Here is a 19,936-nt window from a genome sequence, read left to right on the forward strand (position 1 = left end):
GAGTCAGCTTATTCAAGCTGACTCACACATCATAAATAGAAGTAAAATATTCATATCCAGTATAATCAATTTTATTCACACCGAAGAAATTCTTAATTACAAATGCGGCCCCACCTAATGCACAGGAATATTCGCCCAATCTGGAAGCTCTAATTTCACGGTAATTATTAATTTTCGACTTAAGTTTATGCTCGATTTCTGTAATAAATGGAGAATTTCCATTTATAATGGCGCCATTAAGAATGATTTTCTCTGGGTTAAAGATATTGATAATATTATTGATACCAACTGCTAGATAATCGAGATAGGAATCAATGATTTGTGCTGACACCTCTCCAGCAGGCATTGCTTTGATGATCTCTTGGAGCGAGGCGGCGGGATCGTCTTTTTCTAACGCTTCAATCAATGCCCGCTCTGAGGCATACAATTCCCAGCAGCCTGTATTGCCACATGAGCAAGATAAGCCCTTCGATTCAACAACCATATGTCCTATTTCTCCAGCGAAACCTTGGTAGCCGCGATAGATTTTATTTTCATTAATGATTCCCAGTCCAATCCCTGAATATAATGTAATACAAAAAAGGTCTGCGATTGGTTCATCAAAGGCTTGTTCTGCGAAGACACTTAAGTTCGCATTATTATCAATATAGACAGTGGTTTGTAATGCTTCCTCAAGTCGATCCTTTATATTAATGTTGGACCACTTCTGTTTTGGAGTGAAAATAATTTCCTCCTTATCATTAACAATACCGTGGATGCCGACACTTATGCCGACGAGACCGTTTGGCTGATAGGCTTTTGCAAATTTTTCAATCAATGGTGTGATCGTTTCAATTAATTGATTTACCGCAAACTCCAGGACGGCATCCTGAAGTGCCAGTCGCACTTTATGGAATGCTTCTCCTTTTAAATTCATAAAGATTATATTGATATAATCTTCGACAATATCAATGCCAATACTAAATGCGCCGTTTGCATTTAATTCAAGAAGAATCGGCTTTCTCCCACGGGTAATCGATTCTCCTTCTTTCTTTTCCATTACGATTTTTTCTGCAATTAGATCACTTACTTGTGCAGAAACTGTAGCCTTATTCAATCCAGTAATTCGTGCCAAATCGCTTCTTGATAAGGATCTATTTTTGATAATTTCTTCAATCAATATTCTTCTATTCAATTGTTTTATATAGCTTGCATCGCCTGTATTCATGAATATCCTCCTCAATTATAAATTAAATTGAAAAAAATTAATATTTATACTTGAAAATTAAAACGTTTACATATATGATAATACTATACAATAAATAGTTTGTTTAGTAAACAAATAATTAATCCTATAAAATAAAACTTTACGTGGCATAATAAAATGTAGTGGCAAACTATTTAATATAAAAAGGGAGAGGTTGATCAAAGTGAAAACTTTTATTACAGACGATTTTCTACTCTACAATGAAACAGCCAGAGAACTCTTTCACAACACAGCTAAAAATTTACCAATTATAGATTATCATAACCATTTGAATCAATATGAAATCTTAGAAGATAAAAATTACTCCAATTTAGCAGAAGTATGGCTTGGTGGAGACCATTATAAATGGCGTGGAATGAGAGCAAATGGGATTAGTGAAGATTATATTACTGGAAATAAGAGTGATTATGAGAAATTCCTAGCATGGGCAAAGACTGTACCTAATACATTAGGTAATCCATTGTATCACTGGACCCATTTAGAATTGCTTCGATATTTTGATATTGATGAACTTTTAAATGAGAAATCAGCTCCAGCGATTTGGGAAGCTGCGAATGCTAAGCTAGCAACTCCGGAATTATCGACGAGAGCATTATTAAAAAACAAAAATGTCGAATTTGTCGGTACAACGGATGACCCAACAGACGACCTAGAAGCACATAAAGCATTAGCGAAGGAAGACTTCTCGATTAATGTTTCTCCTTCTTTCCGTCCAGACAAAGGATTAGCAATTGAAAACGATGATTTTCTTGCTTGGGTTGAGAAGCTAGAACAAGCTACGAATACTTCTGTTAAAAATTATGAAGCATTCTTAAATGGAATGGCAAGTCGTGTGGACTACTTTGATGAACATGGCTGCCGCAGTTCGGATCATGGAATAAATGTAATCTTCTATGAAGCAGCAACGAAAGAAGAAGTATCTGCTATTTTTGAGAAGCGTCTAAATAATGAAGCATTGTCTGAAAAGGAAGTTGAACAGTTTAAAACCTATACAATGGTTACATTAGGTGAGTTGTATGCAGATAAAGGCTGGGTAATGCAATTCCATATGAATCCATTACGTAATAACAGTACACGCAGGTTTAGAAAAATTGGACCAGATGCAGGTTTTGACTCGATTGGCGACAATTTACTTGCAGATAAACTTTCAAGTCTTTTGGATGCAATGGATATTAATGATAAACTTCCAAAAACAATTCTTTACAGCTTAAATGCAAGAGACAATGATATTCTTGCTGCAATGGCTGGTAATTTCCAAACAGATGAAATTCCTGGTAAAGTCCAATTTGGAACAGCATGGTGGTTTAATGATACAATCGACGGTATGGAAGACCAAATGAAGACGTTAGCAAATATGGGACTCATCAGTAATTTTGTCGGTATGCTAACAGACTCTAGAAGTTTCCTTTCCTTCCCAAGACATGAGTATTTCCGAAGAATTCTATGTAATTTATTAGGAACATGGGTTGAACAAGGAAAAGCGCCGAAAGATATGGCATTATTAGAAACATACGTAAGAAATATTTGCTACAATAATGCAAAACGCTTCTTCACAATATAAAATAAATGTAAAATACTGTAGGAAGTTTTTATTTATAGTAGATATTCGTTATAATAAAAAGAGCTAATATTAAATAAAGTTACTAAGCAAAGGATGAATGAAGCAATGTCAAAACAACAGATTGGTGTTATTGGATTAGCAGTAATGGGGAAAAACTTAGCGTTAAACATTGAAAGCAGAGGTTACTCTGTAGCAGTATTTAACCGTTCATATGAAAAAACAGAAGCATTCCTTGCTAATGAAGCAAAAGGAAAAAACTTTGTTGGTGGCAAGACAATTGAGGAATTCGTTAATTCCTTAGAAAAACCACGTAAAATCTTACTTATGGTTAAAGCGGGTGCAGCAACAGATGCAACGATTGAATCATTACAACCATATCTTGAAAAAGGCGATATCTTAATTGATGGTGGTAATACATTATTCGAAGATACAATCCGTCGTAATAAAATGTTAGACGAAACTGGTATTCACTTTATTGGAACAGGGGTTTCAGGTGGAGAAGAAGGAGCACTTAACGGACCTTCTATGATGCCTGGTGGCCAAAAAGAAGCATATGAGCTTGTAGCGCCAATCTTTGAAGCTATTTCAGCTAAGGTTGATGGTGATGCATGTGTGACGTATATTGGACCAAACGGTGCTGGACATTTTGTTAAAATGGTACACAACGGTATCGAATATGGTGACATGCAATTAATCTCTGAAGCATACTTCATCTTAAAACATGTACTTGGAATGGAAGCTGAGGAGCTTCATGAAGTATTTACAGAATGGAATAAAGGTGAGTTAGACAGTTACTTAATCGAGATTACTGCTGACATCTTTACTAAGAAAGATGATGAAACAGGTAAAGCACTAGTAGACGTAATCATGGATAAAGCAGGACAAAAAGGAACAGGTAAATGGACAAGTAAAAACGCATTAGATTTAGGTGTTCCACTTCCATTAATTACGGAATCTGTATTTGCTCGCTTTATCTCTTCATTGAAAGACGAACGTGTCGCAGCAAGTAAAGTATTAAGCGGACCAAGTGTAGAAAAATACGAAGGTAACCGTGAAGAGCTTGTTGAAGCAATCCGTAAAGCATTGTATATGAGTAAAATTGTTTCTTATGCACAAGGATTCGCACAAATGCGTGCAGCTTCAGAAGAAAATGACTGGAATCTTCAATTCGGTGACATTGCAATGATCTGGCGTGGTGGATGTATCATCCGTGCGAACTTCCTGCAAAAGATTAAAGATGCATATGATCGTGAACCAGCACTAGCAAACTTAATGCTAGATCCTTACTTCAAAGAAGTCGTTGAAGGATATCAATCAGCATTACGTGAAGTTGTATCTGTAGCGATTAAATATGGTATTGCTGTACCAACATTCGCAAGTGCAATTGCTTACTATGATAGCTATCGTTCAGAAGATTTATCAGCTAACTTAATTCAAGCACAACGTGATTACTTCGGTGCACATACGTATGAACGTAAAGACAAAGAAGGCGTATTCCATACGAACTGGTTTTAAGAGCAAAAGCGCAAGCGCCCGTTAGCTGAAAGTCGATGTGGCCAGTTTTGCAAGTGAATAGTACAAAGTAAATATAATATTTCTATGTCTGTGGATTATATAACTTAAAGAACGCTACTTTATTTTAAAGTAGCGTTCTCATTCATCACTCATCTTGCTAAGCTTGCAGCTAAGTGTTCTTCATTCAAAGTAAAGGTTAGCTCTGGAACCTCCAGGAAGCGTTGAATTAAGAGTGCACAAGCTCCTAGAACACAAGCGTTATCGGCGAGATCTGATAGTACAATTTCGCGGTATGTGCTGACAGAGGATCTGAAGTGACTTGTGATTTCCTCAACCGCATTCGGATATAGCTGCAATATCTTGCTATTGATGACAATTGTTTCTGGATTGTATAGATTAATAATATTATTTAAACCGATCGCCAAATGTTTATTAAATTGTTTTATTTGTTGTAACGTAAAGTCATCTTTGTTTTTAATAAATGTATTAATATCATTGACGGTTAAGTTTTTCTTATTGGATTTCATGGACAAAACTTCTAATAGGCTTGTTTCTGAGCAGTAACGCTCCCAGCAGCCATGATTTCCACATTTACAAGGTTTGCCATCTGGTGCAATAATCATATGCCCCATTTCGCCGGCATAACCGTGGTATCCTTTATGTAGTTTTCCATCAATCATAATACCAGCACCAATACCAGAAGTTAATATAATGGTGAGCAAGTTATCACTTTGGTGATATTTGTATACTTTCTCAGCATATGCCGATAAGTTTGCGTTATTTTCGATAGCTATGTTGAGATCTGTTAATTCCGCTTTAAGATCATCTTTTAAATTCTTATGGCGCCATTGATATTTTGGGACAAATAGAATACTTTCATCATTATTGACGGTTCCATGGATGCCAATCATGACACCGACTAGACCGCAATGGCTGTTGGAATATAGGCTCATATAGTGTTTTATATGAACAATTAGCAAGGAGACAATTTCATCATAATTACTTGTATTCGGATAAATTGTATCCGACTGAATCGGTCGACCATTTAATCCAGAGACGGTAAATTGGATACGTTCGTAGTCAAGGTCAATACCTAAAGCGTACCCCGCGCTGCTATTTATGGATAGCATGATTGGTCTTCTTCCAACTGTATTATGTTCTTGCTGTGTTTCATAGATTAATTCTTCTTGTAATAGATCTGCAACTTGAACGGAAACGGTTGCTTTGTTTAGGCCAATGATCTTTGATAAATCTGCTCTAGAAATTGAGCCGTATTGCACGATGTTTTTTAAAATTAGGCTTCTATTTATTTTTTTTATATATGCACCATCACCGGTAACCATCTTTTATCCCCCTATGTTTTATTACTGGAGTATTAGAAAGAATTTCAGCACATTTGTTTTTTATTTGTTGATTGCACAAATTAACCCGACCTACTGATGAAAGGGTTTACAAAAACAGGGACCAAAATAGTACTAAAACATATAATCTCTGACACCGTCGATACTCCATTTAAATATATTATAGCAAAAGATAGGGAATTAGGGGAATAAATTTTAAAGATACGAAAGAATATACAATCTCTTCTAAGTTATTTTAGACAAGGTTGTCTAACCGAAACTTCTAACAATAAATATTAAACTAATGAGGTGACAGAAAAATGAAAATAGCATTGATTGCACATGACGAGAAAAAAGATGACATGGTCCGTTTTACACAAGCTTATAAATTTGTTTTAGAAAAGCATGAGTTATATGCTACAGGAACGACAGGATTAAGAATTGCTGAAAACACAGGGTTAACGGTTACACGATTTCAATCTGGACCTTTAGGTGGCGACCAACAAATCGGAGCAATGATTGCTGAAAATAAAATGGATATGATTATCTTTTTCCGTGATCCATTGACAGCTCAACCACATGAGCCAGATGTTTCAGCTTTAATGCGATTAAGTGATGTATATTCCATCCCACTTGCAACCAATATGGGGTCAGCTGAATTATTTATCCGTTCTTTAGATCGTGGAGATCTTGATTGGCGTACGGTTATTCATAGTAAATAATTATCCTGTCATGTTTTTGAAAAAGCACTCACAGATAATTTTATGGGTAATTTCGACAGTGTGAAGCAATGACTTATCAGATTTTTTAGTCTAAACTAAAGGTAGTTCCTATCAGAAAGGAATGATTTATTTGAAAGAGTCAATCCTTTCAGTCTATCGAGCTCAAGGGAAATGGGCGAACATGGATTATCATTCACACCAGGAATATGAAATTTACTTTTTCCACGGAGGCTCTTGCAGGTACCTCATTCATAATCAAATTTATGAACTAGAGCCTGGAGATATTCTGTTGATGGATGGGTTGACGCTTCATAAACCGAATATCCCAAATAATAGTGAATATATCCGCAGTATCATTCATTTCTCGCCGCAATGGATCGCAGGTATGCTGAAAGAAATAGGGGCACTGCATTTATTGGATGTATTTAAAAAACTGCATCATTGTTTAATTCGCACGAGGGAAAACCAAGAATCAAAGAAATTAGAGCAGATTGTTAAGCTTTTAGCAGATATAAGTCGCTCCGCTCATATGAATGATGGTACCGGTGAATTAGAACAGAAGGCATTACTATTACAAATCTTGATTATGGTTAATCGTCTTGGACAAGCAGAATCAAAGAAATTGCAAACAACTAAGCCTGATAAGGCAAAGCACGCAGAGAATATCGTTTCGTATATTCAAGATAATTATATGCAAAAATTAAGCATTGAAGTTATTTCAGATGCTTTAAATTTAAGCAGGTCTTATGTTTCTCATGTTTTCAAGGAAATGACAGGGTTTACAGTGATGGAATATGTTATGGGTTACCGTTTAACACAGGTAAAATTTCTGTTGGAGATGGAGCCAGATAAAGCATTAAAGGATATAGCAATTGAATGTGGTTTTGAAAGCGTACCACATTTTAGTCGTTATTTTAAAGAGAATGTAGGCGTAACGGCAAGGGAGTACCGTAACGGTCGATTAAAAATATTTCGTGAGGAGAATGAGAAATGAGCAAAGTTAGATTAGGTATTATTGGTTTGGGCGCACAAGGGGGAGCATATGCAGGTTTCATTGCAGAAGGAAAAGTTCCAAACATGACTATTGGTGCAATCTGTGATACAGATCCAGAGAAGAAGGCTGTTGCTGCGGAAAAATATCCAGATGTTCCATTCTATGATAATTACATTGACATGTTAGAAAGCGGCGATGTTGATGCGGTTGTTACTTGTGTTCCACATTATTTACATCCAGAAATGGGAATTGAAGCACTGAAAAGAGATGTTCACGCATTAGTAGAAAAACCAGCAGGCGTATATACAAAACAAGTTCGTGAATTAAATGAATTTGCAGCAACGAAGCCTGAATTAACATTCGGAATTATGTTTAATCAAAGAACGAATGAGTTGTATCAAAAAGTAAAACAAATTGTGGATAGTGGTGAAATCGGTAAAATCCGTCGTACGAACTGGATTATTACTACGTGGTGGAGACCACAAGGTTATTATGATCAAAGTGCATGGAGAGCAACATGGGAAGGTGAAGGCGGCGGGGTTCTTGTAAACCAAGCACCACATCAACTTGACTTGCTTCAATGGATTGCTGGAATGCCGAAGAAAGTCTATTCAAACGTTAAATATGGCTACCAACGTGACATTGCTGTAGAGGATGAAGTTACAGCATTACTTGATTATGGTAATGGAGCAACAGGAGTATTTATTACTGCTACACATGACATTATGGGAACAGACCGTTTTGAAATTCATGGGGACAATGGAAAAATTATTGTTGATGACAGTAAAAAAGTTACTATTAAACGACTTGCAAAACCAGAATCTGAGTTGAACGAAACAATGAGCATGATGGATGTTGCAAAAATCTTTATGGGTGGAAACACAGATGAGATTTATGAAGAAGAAGTGATTGAATTTGAAAGTGTATGGGGTGCACAGCATTCGGCTGTTATGGAAAACTTTGCAGCGAATATTTTAGATGGTACACCATTACTTGCACCTGGTAGCGATGGTATTAATGGAGTTGCACTAGCAAACGCAATCCACCTTTCTAGCTGGTTAGGTAAAGAAGTGGAATTGCCAGTAGATGAAGATCTATACTTCGACGAATTACAGAAGAAAATTGAAGAAGAAAAACTAAATCCAATCGCTAAAGCGTAAAGCTAGTTTAGCGACGTACGGACTGCGCCCCGCATTTTGGGGTGGTTCGACGTGTCGAACATTCCTTCGTAGGAGATAGAGGAAACACGATTCGCTTCCAGCGAATCGATGTTGACTTTCACCACAAGGGTATAAGTGCGACTAAGCCTCATGTGTAACCAATCGGCAAGTCTTCTTTATCGTACGAAGGTGAGGGAAGTCTCGCTGGACGCTGGAGCTGGACGTGGCTATTTTTTGAAAAGAGTTATACGCTGACAGCACTCTATAAAGATTCCCAATAAAAAAATAATGATGCATGCTAACCTATGTCCAGATTGGATATAGGTTAGCTTTCAAAGGAGGCTTAAGTCCATGCTAAACATCGCAGTTATTGGACTTGGTGATATTTCTAAAATCCATCTTCCGGTTATCCAAGAAAACCAAAATGTAACCTTGGTTGCAGTATGTGATATTGATGAAACATTAAGAGATACCGTTCCAGGAGTAAAGTTTTATACGGATTACCATGAAATGCTGACAAAGGAAAAATTGGATTGTGTCCATATTTGTTTACCGCATGATCAACATTATCCAGCAACTAAAGCATGTGTAGAAAATGGTGTCCACGTATTTCAAGAGAAGCCACTTGCGAGAAGTGCAGAAGAGGGTATGTTTATCGTCGATCTTGAAGAGCAACATCCGGATATAAAAATCTGTGTGTCCTTCCAAAACCGCCTAAATGAATCCTTTGAAAAAATGCAAGAAATGATAGAAAGTGGCGAATATGGAAAAGTAACAGGTCTAAAAGGACTCGTAACATGGTACAGGGCAAAAGAATATTACGACGCTAAACCGTGGCGAGGCATCATGAGACAGGCTGGTGGAGGCGTGATGATTAATCAGGCAATCCATACATTGGATCAAATGCAATTGATAGGTGGAGAAGTAGACACGATTAGAGGCTCCATCGACAACCTCGTCGATTACGGCTATGAGGTGGAAGATACGGCAACAGCAAATATTCAATTCAAAAATGGTGCGACAGGATTGTTTTTCGCAACCGTAACAAATGCCAGCAATTCATCTGTCGAATTTCAAGTTATTCTTGAAAAAGGGAAATTAACAATTAAAGATAGCGTCCTGACGAAGACAAATGAAGAAGGTAAAAAGGAAAAAGTAATCGAAGACGCGAAGCTACCTGGTGCTAAATTCTACTATGGGGCAAGCCATTCTAAATTGATCAACCATTTCTATACTTGTATTGAAGAAGATTCACAAGATTATATTCATGCAAGAGATGCTCAAACGTCAATGGAAATGATTAGTGCAATTCGAAGGTCATCGGAAATAAAACAACCAATTAAAATGGAGGTATACAAATGACTAAAGGTAAAATCGGCGTACAAATGATGATGCTTAAAGGAAAAGTAGAAGAAATTGGTGCATATGAAACAATGAAAAAGCTGCATGAACTTGGCTTCGGTGCTGTTGAAGTATCACAAATTCCAATGACAGAAGAAAACGTTGCAGAATTAAAAAGAGCAAGTGAAGAATTCGACATTAAAATTGCAGCTCTCTCAGCTGGATTAGAACCAATGCTTCCAGGTGCACCAGGGGAAACATTAAGCAATGACTTCGATAAGATTGTGAATGATTGTAAAACATTAAACTGTAATTTCATTCGTATTGGAATGCTGCCATTAAACGTAATGGGAGACAAGGATCAAATCTTAGCATTTATCGAGCGAGCAGAAGCAATGGCAGAGAGGCTTGCAGAACATGGAATTGAATTATACTACCATACACATCATATTGAGTTCCAAAAATTCGATGGTGAATTCCTATTAGACATTATGAAAAACAATACATCGAAGCTCGGCTTCGAATTAGATGTTCACTGGATTCAACGTGCAGGGGTAAACCCAATTACATTTGTACAACAATATAAAGGACGTATCGCACTATTACACTTGAAGGATTATCGTATCGGTAAACTAGAAATCGATGAAGATGACCTTAAGGACATGGGGAAATTCTTCAACAAGTTTACCAACTTAATAGAGTTTGCTGAAGTTGGCGAAGGAAACCTTGATATTAAAGGCGTAATCGAAGCGGGACTTGAAAGCGGTGCACAATACTTCCTAATCGAACAAGACGACACATACGGAAAAGACCCATTCGACTGCCTGCAAACATCAGCAGAAAACCTACGCAAACTAGGCTATGCTGACTGGTTCTAAAAAATAAACTGCGATTTACTTTGGGGTGATGTGTGCTCACTGGCCAGTCGCTCCGGAAATACACTACGCTTTCCGCGGGCGGCTGGTGAGCCTCCTTGTGCTATCGCACTTCGTAGTCTCACCGAGGCCTTTCCTCCCGCAGGAGTCTTCGTGTATTTCCTCCGCTGGGATTGAGAAAAATCGAACATTTAGGAGTGCAAACACACCAACTATCGCCGTTGATTGGAGCTGAGGACAGGAGAGCTGAAGCGTTGCCCGCGGAAAGCGACTGTCCGCAGCGGAAATCAACTTTGTGCCCATTTCGTGACTAATATAAATTACAGCAATCGATAAGGTATGAATGAAGGAAAACTGCAATTTGATAGAAATCGGTCAGAAGCCGGTTTCTATTTCCATGTAAAAATAACAATCAAGGAGAGTTGATAAAATGAGCAATAAAGACGGAATGAACTATGCTCCAAAAGGGAAGCCAAATCCAGTTGTTAAAGAAGGAGAATTCCAGATTGCAGCAGCAGCACTGGACCATGGCCATATTAATGGAATGTGCAATGGACTAGTCGAAGCTGGCGCAACATTAAAATGGGTATATGATCCAGATCCAGAAAAGGTCAAAGCCTTTGTCGAACAATTCCCAGGTGTAGAGGTTGCTGAATCATTGGAACAAATCTTAAACGATGACGCTATTAAATTAGTTGCAGCAGCAGCAATCCCATCCGAAAGAAGCGCACTTGGCAATAAAGTAATGGAAGCTGGTAAAGATTATTTCACAGATAAAACTCCTTTTACAACACTTGCTCAATTAGAGGAGACAAAGCAGGTAGTAGAGCGTACTGGACAGAAATACATGGTATATTTCAGTGAAAGACTCCATGTAGAAGGTGCAGTATTTGCTGGACAATTAATTAAAGACGGAGCGATTGGTGGTGTCATCCAAGTAACAGGATTTGGTCCGCATCGTTTAAACGCAGATACTAGACCAGATTGGTTCTTCAACAAGGAACAATATGGCGGTATTTTATGTGATATTGGTAGTCACCAAATTGAGCAGTTTTTATACTTTACTGGAAATGAAAATGCAAAGCTGTTACATAGTAAAGTAGGAAACTATAATAATCCAGAGTATCCAGAATTAGAGGATTATGGTGATGCAACATTAGTTGGTGAAAATGGTGCGACATTCTTCTTCAAAGTTGATTGGTTCACACCAGACGGACTGAGTACTTGGGGCGATGGTCGTACGTTTATTACGGGAACTGAAGGAACGATTGAAATTCGCAAATATGTGGATGTAGCGCGTGAGGAATCAGGAGATCATCTTTATTTAGTTAATAAGGATGGCGAGAAGCATTATTCTCTATCTGGTGAGGTAGGCTTCCCATTCTTTGGTGAACTGATTAAAGATTGTATCAATCGTACAGAAAATGCAATGACGCAAGAACATGCATTTAAAGCAGCAGAGCTATGCTTAAAAGCGCAAGATGAAGCAGTTGTAGTAACAAAATAATAAAACATACTGTCCTTGAAATGGTTAGGGTATCATTTCAGGGAAAAATGTTTGTATCTTGGTAGAAAGTATAAAAGCTATCTTACTACATAAGTTCAACTAAGGCCGTCACCGAAAGGCTTGGTTAATCCCTAATTTTCTAAAAATCCTAATGCCACGTTTGCCATTCCAATAATTATTTCCTTTAAAACATATATATTTTTCAAAAAAGATAACGCTTTCTCTTGACGGAGTGAAGTTCAGATGATAATCTTAAATTATTAATTTGTTTATTAAACAAATTAAAAGATTTACCAATAAAAAGCATTAGTGAAATCGTATTCTTTACTTTAGTAGCTAAGAAAGTAAAACAATCTTCTTTCTAAATTAGATTAGTGCAACTTGGTTTTCACCCAAAAGCTTTGTGACAACCAAGTTTTCTAAAGAAGATTAGAATATACAAGCGTATAAAGAAAGTTTTAGCTTAATGAAAGTCTAAACTATCTTTTCGTAGGGAAATATACAAATAATAGAGTGAGATAAGTAAGAGAAATGTATTCATAAAAAAGGAGTGGCAGAAGCTATGGGCATTCTACAAGAATTATTGAAGGACATTCCTGTTCCTAAAATGGTAAAGGTAAAGCAAACCTTCGACAAATCGCAAGTAGAAGATGTTAGTGGTACTTTGAAGGCCGAGCTAGAAAAGGTAAAGGATACAGTAGAGCCTGGAATGGAGATTGCAATTGCTGTTGGAAGCAGGGGAGTCGATCGAATCGTTGAGATTACAGCAATCACGGTTCAATTCCTGAAAGACTTAGGTGCGAAACCATTCATCGTACCAAGTATGGGCAGTCACGGAGGAGCAACTGGTCCAGGACAGAAGGCGGTTCTTGAGCATCTTGGAGTGTCAGAAGAAAGTGTTGGCGCAGAAATTCGCTCGTCAATGGAAGTAATCAAGCTTGGTGAATTACCGAATGGCCTGCCAGTTTATATTGATAAATTGGCTTCTGAAGCAGATGGAATCGTCGTTATTAACCGCGTTAAACCACATACGGCCTTCCGTGGTCATGTGGAAAGTGGAATTATGAAGATGATCAGTATTGGTTTAGGGAAACAAAAAGGAGCAGAAGCTTGCCATCAATTAGGATTTAAACATATGGCAGAACATGTTCCAGCAATGGCTAAATTAGCGATGGAGAAAATGCCAATCTTGTTTGGTGTCGCTACGGTAGAAAATGCGTTTGACAAAGTGGCTAGAATTGAAGTACTTAAACCAGAAGAAGTAGAAGAAAAAGAAACAGAATTACTGAAGCTAGCAAAAGACTTATTACCGAAGCTTTTATTCGACCAAATTGACGTACTTGTGATTGATCAAATTGGTAAAAACATTAGTGGAGATGGAATGGACCCGAATATTACGGGAAGATATCCAACACCATATGCACATGGTGGACCCGATGTAACGAAAATGGTTGTTCTTGATTTAACACCACAAACGGAAGGTAATGCAAATGGAGTTGGAACAGCAGATTTCACAACCGGGCGGCTTGTAGACAAAATGGACCGTGAAGCAACGTATGCGAATGGCCTAACATCTACTGTTGTAGGACCAACACATATTTCCACAACATTACCGACAGATAAACAAGCAATTCAAGCAGCAATCAAGACATGTAATATTTTAGATTTCACAAAGGCGAAGGTTGTTCGAATTAAAAACACACTTGAAGTAAGTGAAATTGAGGTTTCAGAATCGTACCTTGATTATGTAAAAGAACACGCGAATATCGAACAAATCTCTGAACCATATGCATTCGGTTTTGATGATAAAGGAAACTTATTCTAAATCATTTATGAATAGTAAATATATCAATAGGGGGAATTATCAATGACAAATTTATTCGATCTAACTGGTAAAGTAGCAGTTGCAATTGGTGGAAACAGTACATTAGGAGCTTCAATGGCAAAAGGACTTGCAGGACAGGGAGCAAAAGTTGCGATTGTTGGTCGTAATTTAGAAAAAGCGGAAGTAGTAACGAAAGAAATCATTGACGCTGGTGGCGAAGCTAAATCATTCCAAGCAGACGTAAGTGATCTTCCATCAGTTGAGCGTGTTGCAAAAGAGATTGAAGCATGGGCAGGCGGATGGGATATCGTTCTAAATGCACCTGGTAAAAACAGTTCTACACCATTCTTGGAATTAGAAACAGACGAATGGGATGACATCATGGATGTTAACTTAAAAGGGCTAGTATTCTCAACACAAATTTTTGCAAAACGCATGATTGAACAAGAAAGAAAAGGAAGCATTATTAATATTTCTTCTGTTTCTTCTAACCCACCATTATCAAGAGTATTTACGTATTCTGCATCTAAAGCAGGCGTGAACAGTGTAACACAATATTTAGCTAAAGAATTTGCTCCACATGGTATTCGAGTGAATGGGATTATTCCAGGATTCTTCCCTGCAGAGCAAAACCGTAAAATCCTTGATGATGCAAGAATTGAATCTATCATGAAACATACACCAATGGAACGCTTCGGTGAGCCAGAAGAATTACAAGGTGCAGCAATTTACCTTGCTTCAGATAAAGCATCTGGTTTCGTTACTGGAACGTTCGTACGTGTAGATGGTGGATATGGAAGTATGACAATCTAAGGTAGTATAATAATAAATGATATGAAAGGCTTTGGGGTAAGCTCCAAAGCCTTTTCTAAAGAATCGTGACAAAGGAAGAGGTAGCTATGGGTAGAGAATTTGCAATCGGACTTGATATTGGTACAACAAGTGTCAAAGCGGTAATATTCGATTTAACGGGGAATTTAATTGCAGAGGCAGAAGAAATGGTAACAACAAATTATCCTAATCCTGACTGGACAGAACAGGATCCTAAGGAAGTGGAAAAAGCATCTGTAAAAGTAATGAAAGAAGTAATTAATAATGCAAAGGCAGAAGCAGATGAATTATTAACCGTCGGAATTTCCTGTGCGATGCATTCGATTATTTGCATGGACGAACAAAACGAACCACTGTCACAAATGCTTATTTGGTCAGATGCGAGAAGCAGTGAGCAAGCGGAAGAGCTTTTAAAAAATGAAGGATTGGATATTTTCTCTCGTACTGGTACACCAATCCACCCGATGTCACCACTACTAAAATTAATTTGGATGAAAGAAACCAATTATGAACCGTATCAAAAAGCCGCGTACTTCATGTCAATGAAGGAGTACTTGCTACAAAAATGGTTTGGTAAACGTGTTGTTGATTACTCGATGGCTTCTGCAACAGGATTACTAAATGTTAAGAACCTCGATTGGGACGCGGAAACATTAGCTATTGCAGGTATTACAAAGGAACAACTATCGGAAATTGTTCCCCCAACAGAGATATTGACGAATATTGACGAAGCAGTTGCGAAGGAAATTGGCATATCAACTGAACTTCCTTTCGTAATAGGTGCTGCAGACGGTCAATTAGCGAACCTTGGCAGTGGAGCAATCTCACCAGGAGAAGTAAATGTATCTGTTGGTACAAGTGGTGCCATTCGTCAATTTATTGAAGGTGCACCTGTAAATGAAAAAATGGAAACATTTACGTATGCATTTTCAGATGATACATCAATCATTGGTGGTCCAACAAATAACGGTGGGATAGCTTTGCAGTGGTTTAAAGACTTAATTGGATTTAACGGGTCACATGATGAATTACTCGCAGGTGCGAAGACAATAGAGGTTGGTTCAGAAGGAATTATTTTCTTGCCTTATGTAAACGGGGAACGGGCGCCACTTTGGAACGGACGTGCAAAAGGTAACTTCTATGGCTTAAGTATTGGGCATCAGAAGGATCATCTAGCTCGTGCTGTTTTAGAAGGAATCACGTTTAATATATATCAAATTGGCAAATCATTAGAGAAGATTGCCGGCAAGCCTAAGAAGATTAGTGTTAATGGTGGTCTATCGAAGTCCCAGCTTTGGGTACAAATTATGGCCGATGTATTTGGACAAGATATTTATATCTCAGATACACATCATAATGCAGCATGGGGTGCGGCATGGACAGCTCTAGTTGGGATTGGCAAAGCTGAGACCTTCGAAGCGATAAAAGAAAATCTTCCAGCTGAAAAAGTGACCCATCCAAATATGGAAAACCATGAATTGTATTTGCAAGTATACGAGAAATATGAAAAGCTGGCGAAGGATTTAGCAGTGTATTTCAATTAAGCTAGAAATTTATTGCTCTTTAGGGGAGAGACTTTAAGAGAAGCGAAACCGATATTTAATTGGTTCGTTTCTTTTTTCATGATACGATTGAATTATTCTGCAGGGGGGAAAGACATGAAACAACATCCTATTTTTCGTTATCTTTATATCTACTATTCTTTTGTATTTATCCTTCACATCATAAATGTATTTTTAGAGAGTGAGATATTAAACTATATCATAGGTCTCTTAGCAGTTATTATGCTCGTTGTATCAATTCAAGGAGCTTCACGGTTATTTAAAATACTAGGTATTATATTTCTTTCGATAGGAGGCATTGCCTTCTTAACCTCTGGGCAGGATTTTTGGAAGATACCTATATTTTTAACGTCTAACATGTCGCTCTTGACGCTGCTTGCAATGCTCCCATGGATGAATAGTGTAGTAAAAAGCGGAAGATTTGATAAGAGTTTAAATCAATTATTGAACGCCGATGCATCGGATTTAGGAAAACTGTATCCACGCAGTTCTTTCACAACACTTACGTTGGCATCCTTTTTAAATTTATCAGCTGTGACAATTTCTCAGGATGTATTGAGCAATACTTTAAGAAAACTAAAAAAAGAGGTTCGCAATGCTTTTATTAGTACAGCAACATTAAGAGGTCATACAATGGCACTTTTATGGAGTCCATTGGAAATATTAGTTGCGTTAACCATTTTTCATACTGGTGTTGACTATGTCTTGCTGTTACCATGGCTGCTTCTTATTGTAATCATTACGTTTTTACTCGATTCTCTTTGGGGAAGGCTGTATTTTAGAAAGTATACATATGAAAATAGTATCTCAAACGAAAAGGGCGATATTGATCGTAAAGCATTAGTAAAAAAATTACTTCATCTATTGGTTGCGCTTGCACTGTTTCTAATGCTTGTTATTTTTTTCGGTACGCTCTTAAACTTAGACTTTATATTTACAGTAACGATTCTTATCCTGCCGTTTTCATTTACTTGGGCTCTAATAATGAAGAGAATTCGCAGCTTTTGGACTTTAGGCTGGAACACTTGGAAGGCATCAACCAACACAATGCAAAACTTTATCGTGCTATTTATTTCATTAGCTTTTTTTGCGACTGGTATTAATGAGACGGCGTTTCTGGATTTTATTCAGCAGCCAATCATTATTTTCTCAGACTACCCATTACTAATCTTCTTTATGATTCAACTCATTTTTATTGCAATGAGCTTATTAGGTATTCATCCAATCGCAACGATGGGGATATTAAGTGGTGTTGTTATGATGCTGCTCGATTTTGTAAATCCACTAAGCGTAGCGATAGTGCTCGTAACCAGTTCAGTTTCAACAGTAACTGTAGGCAGTTATGGATTGATTGTCCAGATTACCACAATGAACACAGGACAGAATCCATATGATATTTCTTTAAGAAATTTACCATATGCTCTAGTTTTTGGCGGAATTGGCTCTGTGATTGCTTATTTACTGTTATAAAAGGAGAATTGAACATTTTCATCTTCAAGCAGATCTTTAGTAATATAAAGGTAATTAAATAGAGAACTGGGGGAGTTACTATTGCAGAAAATTAAACAGCTGAGCAAAACAGATTATGATGAGGTTTTTGCTTTATCACAATTCGCTTTTCAATTTGAGTTATCAGATGAAGCAATAATTAAAAAGAAGGAAGAGGCTGAGAGGCATATTATCTGGGGGTGGATGGCAGAAGATAAGCTGGCAGCGAAAGTCCATGTCATTCCACTATCTGTACTAATTAATGGCAAAACCTTTGACATGGGCGGTGTGGCTGGAGTTGCAACATGGCCAGAATACCGCCGAAGCGGAATGGTGAAAAAGCTTCTCTTACATTCGCTGAAGGAAATGAAAAAGAATGGACAAGTCGTATCCTATCTCCATCCATTTTCAGTTCCTTTTTACCGGAATTTTGGCTGGGAAGTATGTTTTAACAATAAGAAATACACAGTCCCAATTGAAAGCTTAAAAAGAAAATGGAATACAGCTGGATATGTACGAAGGGTTTCTGTAACAGATAAGACTTTATATCGTATTTATGCAAACTTCGCGGAAAACTATAACGGAGTTTTGATTCGAGATGAAAAATGGTGGAAACAGTGTGTATTAAATGAAAAAGCGCAAATTGCTGTTGCATATAATCAAGAGGACGTGGCAGTAGGATATTTGATATACCATGTGAAAGAAGATATTTTTACTCTGGATGAAATGGCATATGAAACAATTGATGGCTGGAAGCAGCTATTGGAATTTATCGCTAATCACGATTCAATGGCAAAAGAAGTTCGAATGACAGTTCCTGAGAATGACCATTTGCCGTTATTCTTAGATGAACCTAGATTTGAACAAAAAATTATTCCTTACTTTATGATGCGGATTGTCGATGTTTTGGCTTTTCTGAAAATGTATCCTTTTTTAGAAGCCGGAACCGATAAGGAAATTAATATGCACGTTGTCGATTCCTTCTTGGAAGAAAATAGTGGCACCTATCAATTAACCAAGATTGGTACAGATACAGAGATTCAATGCCAGCAATTACAGGTGGAAGAAGAGGATGGAATTCATTGCTCTGTCCAGCATCTGGCACAAATGCTTTTAGGTTACAAACGACCGCTGGATCTGTATGAGCTAGTTCTAATCCAAGGGGCACATAAGGATATCGAGCAATTCGATCATCTAATACCAAAGCGGCAAACTTTGCTCACAGATTTCTTTTAGGAGTTTTCGGAACGGTATAATGAATTGGATTTCTATAAAGTTAATACCAAATAAGGTCACTATTAAAAAAAGGCTAACTTTAAAAAGTAAGCAGTTCAGATAATGTGGAGAAAATTTAAAATAACAGTAGATTTTCAGCATTAAATAACAGCATATATCGTCTTCAAATTAGCATCATTTTTAACACAAAAAAACGCTTGGTAAATCCAAGCGTTTTTCATTTTAATTGCCATTTAACCTTTATATTACTGAATGACGATACTCCCTACATATTGAGCAGTTCCTTTATCCGTAGGGAGGTCTAACACAATCATATACTCGCCTTTTTCCTTCGGTAAATTGAAATATTGACCAGCATTATCAATCGCTAAATCAATTTTGTTTTCATCTTGCCAAAGCGAAATTTTTACATCTTTTGCGTCAAAATGTCCATCTTCAAGGTTGAATTGAACTCGTTGTCTAGAATTAAAGTACATTTTGTTTTGCTTTTTTGCTAATGATAGAATATCATCTGTTTCCTCGTTGTATTTTTCATCATAAGTCCAATCTATGTTTGCTTCTGCTAATTTTTCTTCTTGGCTAATATCATCAGGATTTGTAAGTGAAGCCGTAGGGGGAGAAAAATCATATTCTTCTCCAAAGCATCCTGCTAATGAAACGACAAAAAACAATCCCAAAAGAAAGGTACAAAATCTTTTCAAATAATCTCACCTCCATACATTTTCTGCCTATT

The 19,936-nt window shown here is 37.3% G+C and carries 17 protein-coding genes; 13 read left to right on the forward strand and 4 right to left on the reverse strand.

Annotation, left to right across the window (positions count from 1 at the left end):
• Nucleotides 1-22: 22 nt before the first annotated feature.
• Complete coding sequence (locus tag CWR45_RS09830; protein ID WP_115749695.1) at nt 23-1,207, reverse strand: ROK family transcriptional regulator; 1,185 nt, start codon at nt 1,205-1,207, stop codon at nt 23-25.
• Between the two features lie 202 nt (nt 1,208-1,409).
• Between CWR45_RS09830 and uxaC the strand changes: the two genes are divergently transcribed.
• Together uxaC and gndA are read left to right on the forward strand one after the other, a co-directional pair.
• Entirely contained in the window at nt 1,410-2,807 is a 1,398-nt protein-coding gene (gene uxaC / locus CWR45_RS09835) for a glucuronate isomerase (protein ID WP_115749696.1), read from the forward strand.
• A gap of 105 nt (nt 2,808-2,912) precedes the next feature.
• Nucleotides 2,913-4,322 carry an NADP-dependent phosphogluconate dehydrogenase gene (gene gndA, locus CWR45_RS09840; protein WP_115749697.1) on the forward strand — a complete coding sequence of 470 codons (1,410 nt, stop codon included), beginning with the start codon at nt 2,913-2,915 and terminating at the stop codon, nt 4,320-4,322.
• A gap of 149 nt (nt 4,323-4,471) precedes the next feature.
• Here gndA and CWR45_RS09845 read toward each other — a convergent pair whose 3' ends face one another.
• Nucleotides 4,472-5,665: an ROK family transcriptional regulator gene (locus CWR45_RS09845; RefSeq protein ID WP_115749698.1), complete on the reverse strand. Its 1,194-nt coding sequence runs from the start codon at nt 5,663-5,665 to the stop codon at nt 4,472-4,474.
• A gap of 317 nt (nt 5,666-5,982) precedes the next feature.
• Between CWR45_RS09845 and mgsA the strand changes: the two genes are divergently transcribed.
• The 5 genes from mgsA (at nt 5,983) to CWR45_RS09870 (ending at nt 10,757) form a co-directional block, all read left to right on the forward strand.
• Entirely contained in the window at nt 5,983-6,384 is a 402-nt protein-coding gene (gene mgsA / locus CWR45_RS09850) for a methylglyoxal synthase (RefSeq protein ID WP_115749699.1), read from the forward strand.
• A 130-nt stretch (nt 6,385-6,514) separates the two neighbouring features.
• Entirely contained in the window at nt 6,515-7,378 is an 864-nt protein-coding gene (locus CWR45_RS09855) for an AraC family transcriptional regulator (RefSeq protein ID WP_170138837.1), read from the forward strand.
• Nucleotides 7,375-8,538 carry a Gfo/Idh/MocA family protein gene (locus CWR45_RS09860; protein ID WP_115749701.1) on the forward strand — a complete coding sequence of 388 codons (1,164 nt, stop codon included), beginning with the start codon at nt 7,375-7,377 and terminating at the stop codon, nt 8,536-8,538. The genes CWR45_RS09855 and CWR45_RS09860 overlap by 4 nt, the downstream gene beginning before the upstream one ends.
• A gap of 351 nt (nt 8,539-8,889) precedes the next feature.
• Nucleotides 8,890-9,900, forward strand: coding sequence for a Gfo/Idh/MocA family protein (locus CWR45_RS09865; protein ID WP_115749702.1), 1,011 nt, complete (start codon nt 8,890-8,892; stop codon nt 9,898-9,900).
• The gene (locus tag CWR45_RS09870) at nt 9,897-10,757 is read left to right on the forward strand and encodes a sugar phosphate isomerase/epimerase family protein (protein ID WP_115749703.1); all 861 of its coding nucleotides are present in this window, start codon (nt 9,897-9,899) and stop codon (nt 10,755-10,757) included. Before CWR45_RS09865 ends, CWR45_RS09870 begins: the two co-directional genes overlap by 4 nt.
• Here the strand turns inward: CWR45_RS09870 and CWR45_RS20315 are convergent.
• Nucleotides 10,754-10,879 (reverse strand): hypothetical protein, encoded by a 126-nt coding sequence (locus CWR45_RS20315; protein ID WP_281271852.1) that lies wholly within the window; start codon nt 10,877-10,879, stop codon nt 10,754-10,756. The two genes, CWR45_RS09870 and CWR45_RS20315, sit on opposite strands and share 4 nt — an antisense overlap.
• A 305-nt stretch (nt 10,880-11,184) precedes the next feature.
• Between CWR45_RS20315 and CWR45_RS09875 the strand changes: the two genes are divergently transcribed.
• The 6 genes from CWR45_RS09875 (at nt 11,185) to CWR45_RS09900 (ending at nt 19,203) form a co-directional block, all read left to right on the forward strand.
• Entirely contained in the window at nt 11,185-12,261 is a 1,077-nt protein-coding gene (locus tag CWR45_RS09875; protein ID WP_115749704.1) for a Gfo/Idh/MocA family protein, read from the forward strand.
• Nucleotides 12,262-12,823: 562 nt separating this feature from the next.
• Entirely contained in the window at nt 12,824-14,086 is a 1,263-nt protein-coding gene (locus CWR45_RS09880) for a nickel pincer cofactor-dependent isomerase, group 22 (RefSeq protein WP_115749705.1), read from the forward strand.
• Between the two features lie 42 nt (nt 14,087-14,128).
• A complete protein-coding gene (locus CWR45_RS09885) occupies nt 14,129-14,899 on the forward strand; it encodes an SDR family oxidoreductase (protein WP_115749706.1) in 771 nt (256 codons plus the stop codon).
• An 86-nt stretch (nt 14,900-14,985) separates the two neighbouring features.
• On the forward strand, nt 14,986-16,461 hold the full coding sequence (locus CWR45_RS09890) for a gluconokinase (RefSeq protein ID WP_115749707.1): 1,476 nt from the start codon (nt 14,986-14,988) through the stop codon (nt 16,459-16,461).
• Between the two features lie 114 nt (nt 16,462-16,575).
• Complete coding sequence (locus CWR45_RS09895) at nt 16,576-17,949, forward strand: hypothetical protein (RefSeq protein WP_115749708.1); 1,374 nt, start codon at nt 16,576-16,578, stop codon at nt 17,947-17,949.
• A gap of 81 nt (nt 17,950-18,030) precedes the next feature.
• The gene (locus CWR45_RS09900) at nt 18,031-19,203 is read left to right on the forward strand and encodes a GNAT family N-acetyltransferase (RefSeq protein WP_115749709.1); all 1,173 of its coding nucleotides are present in this window, start codon (nt 18,031-18,033) and stop codon (nt 19,201-19,203) included.
• Nucleotides 19,204-19,448: 245 nt separating this feature from the next.
• Here the strand turns inward: CWR45_RS09900 and CWR45_RS09905 are convergent, their stop codons facing one another.
• Nucleotides 19,449-19,904 carry a hypothetical protein gene (locus tag CWR45_RS09905; RefSeq protein ID WP_115749710.1) on the reverse strand — a complete coding sequence of 152 codons (456 nt, stop codon included), beginning with the start codon at nt 19,902-19,904 and terminating at the stop codon, nt 19,449-19,451.
• Nucleotides 19,905-19,936 lie beyond the last annotated feature (32 nt).

This window comes from Oceanobacillus chungangensis (genome assembly GCF_003369565.1).
GTDB lineage: Bacteria > Bacillota > Bacilli > Bacillales > Amphibacillaceae > Oceanobacillus > Oceanobacillus chungangensis.

Coding starts and splice junctions, on each gene's coding strand:
- CWR45_RS09830 (WP_115749695.1), bottom strand. CDS start 1,207: ATGAATACAGGCGATGCAAGCTATATAAAACAATTGAATAGAAGAATA.
- gndA (WP_115749697.1), top strand. CDS start 2,913: ATGTCAAAACAACAGATTGGTGTTATTGGATTAGCAGTAATGGGGAAA.
- CWR45_RS09845 (WP_115749698.1), bottom strand. CDS start 5,665: ATGGTTACCGGTGATGGTGCATATATAAAAAAAATAAATAGAAGCCTA.
- mgsA (WP_115749699.1), top strand. CDS start 5,983: ATGAAAATAGCATTGATTGCACATGACGAGAAAAAAGATGACATGGTC.
- CWR45_RS09860 (WP_115749701.1), top strand. CDS start 7,375: ATGAGCAAAGTTAGATTAGGTATTATTGGTTTGGGCGCACAAGGGGGA.
- CWR45_RS09865 (WP_115749702.1), top strand. CDS start 8,890: ATGCTAAACATCGCAGTTATTGGACTTGGTGATATTTCTAAAATCCAT.
- CWR45_RS09870 (WP_115749703.1), top strand. CDS start 9,897: ATGACTAAAGGTAAAATCGGCGTACAAATGATGATGCTTAAAGGAAAA.
- CWR45_RS09875 (WP_115749704.1), top strand. CDS start 11,185: ATGAGCAATAAAGACGGAATGAACTATGCTCCAAAAGGGAAGCCAAAT.
- CWR45_RS09880 (WP_115749705.1), top strand. CDS start 12,824: ATGGGCATTCTACAAGAATTATTGAAGGACATTCCTGTTCCTAAAATG.
- CWR45_RS09885 (WP_115749706.1), top strand. CDS start 14,129: ATGACAAATTTATTCGATCTAACTGGTAAAGTAGCAGTTGCAATTGGT.
- CWR45_RS09890 (WP_115749707.1), top strand. CDS start 14,986: ATGGGTAGAGAATTTGCAATCGGACTTGATATTGGTACAACAAGTGTC.
- CWR45_RS09895 (WP_115749708.1), top strand. CDS start 16,576: ATGAAACAACATCCTATTTTTCGTTATCTTTATATCTACTATTCTTTT.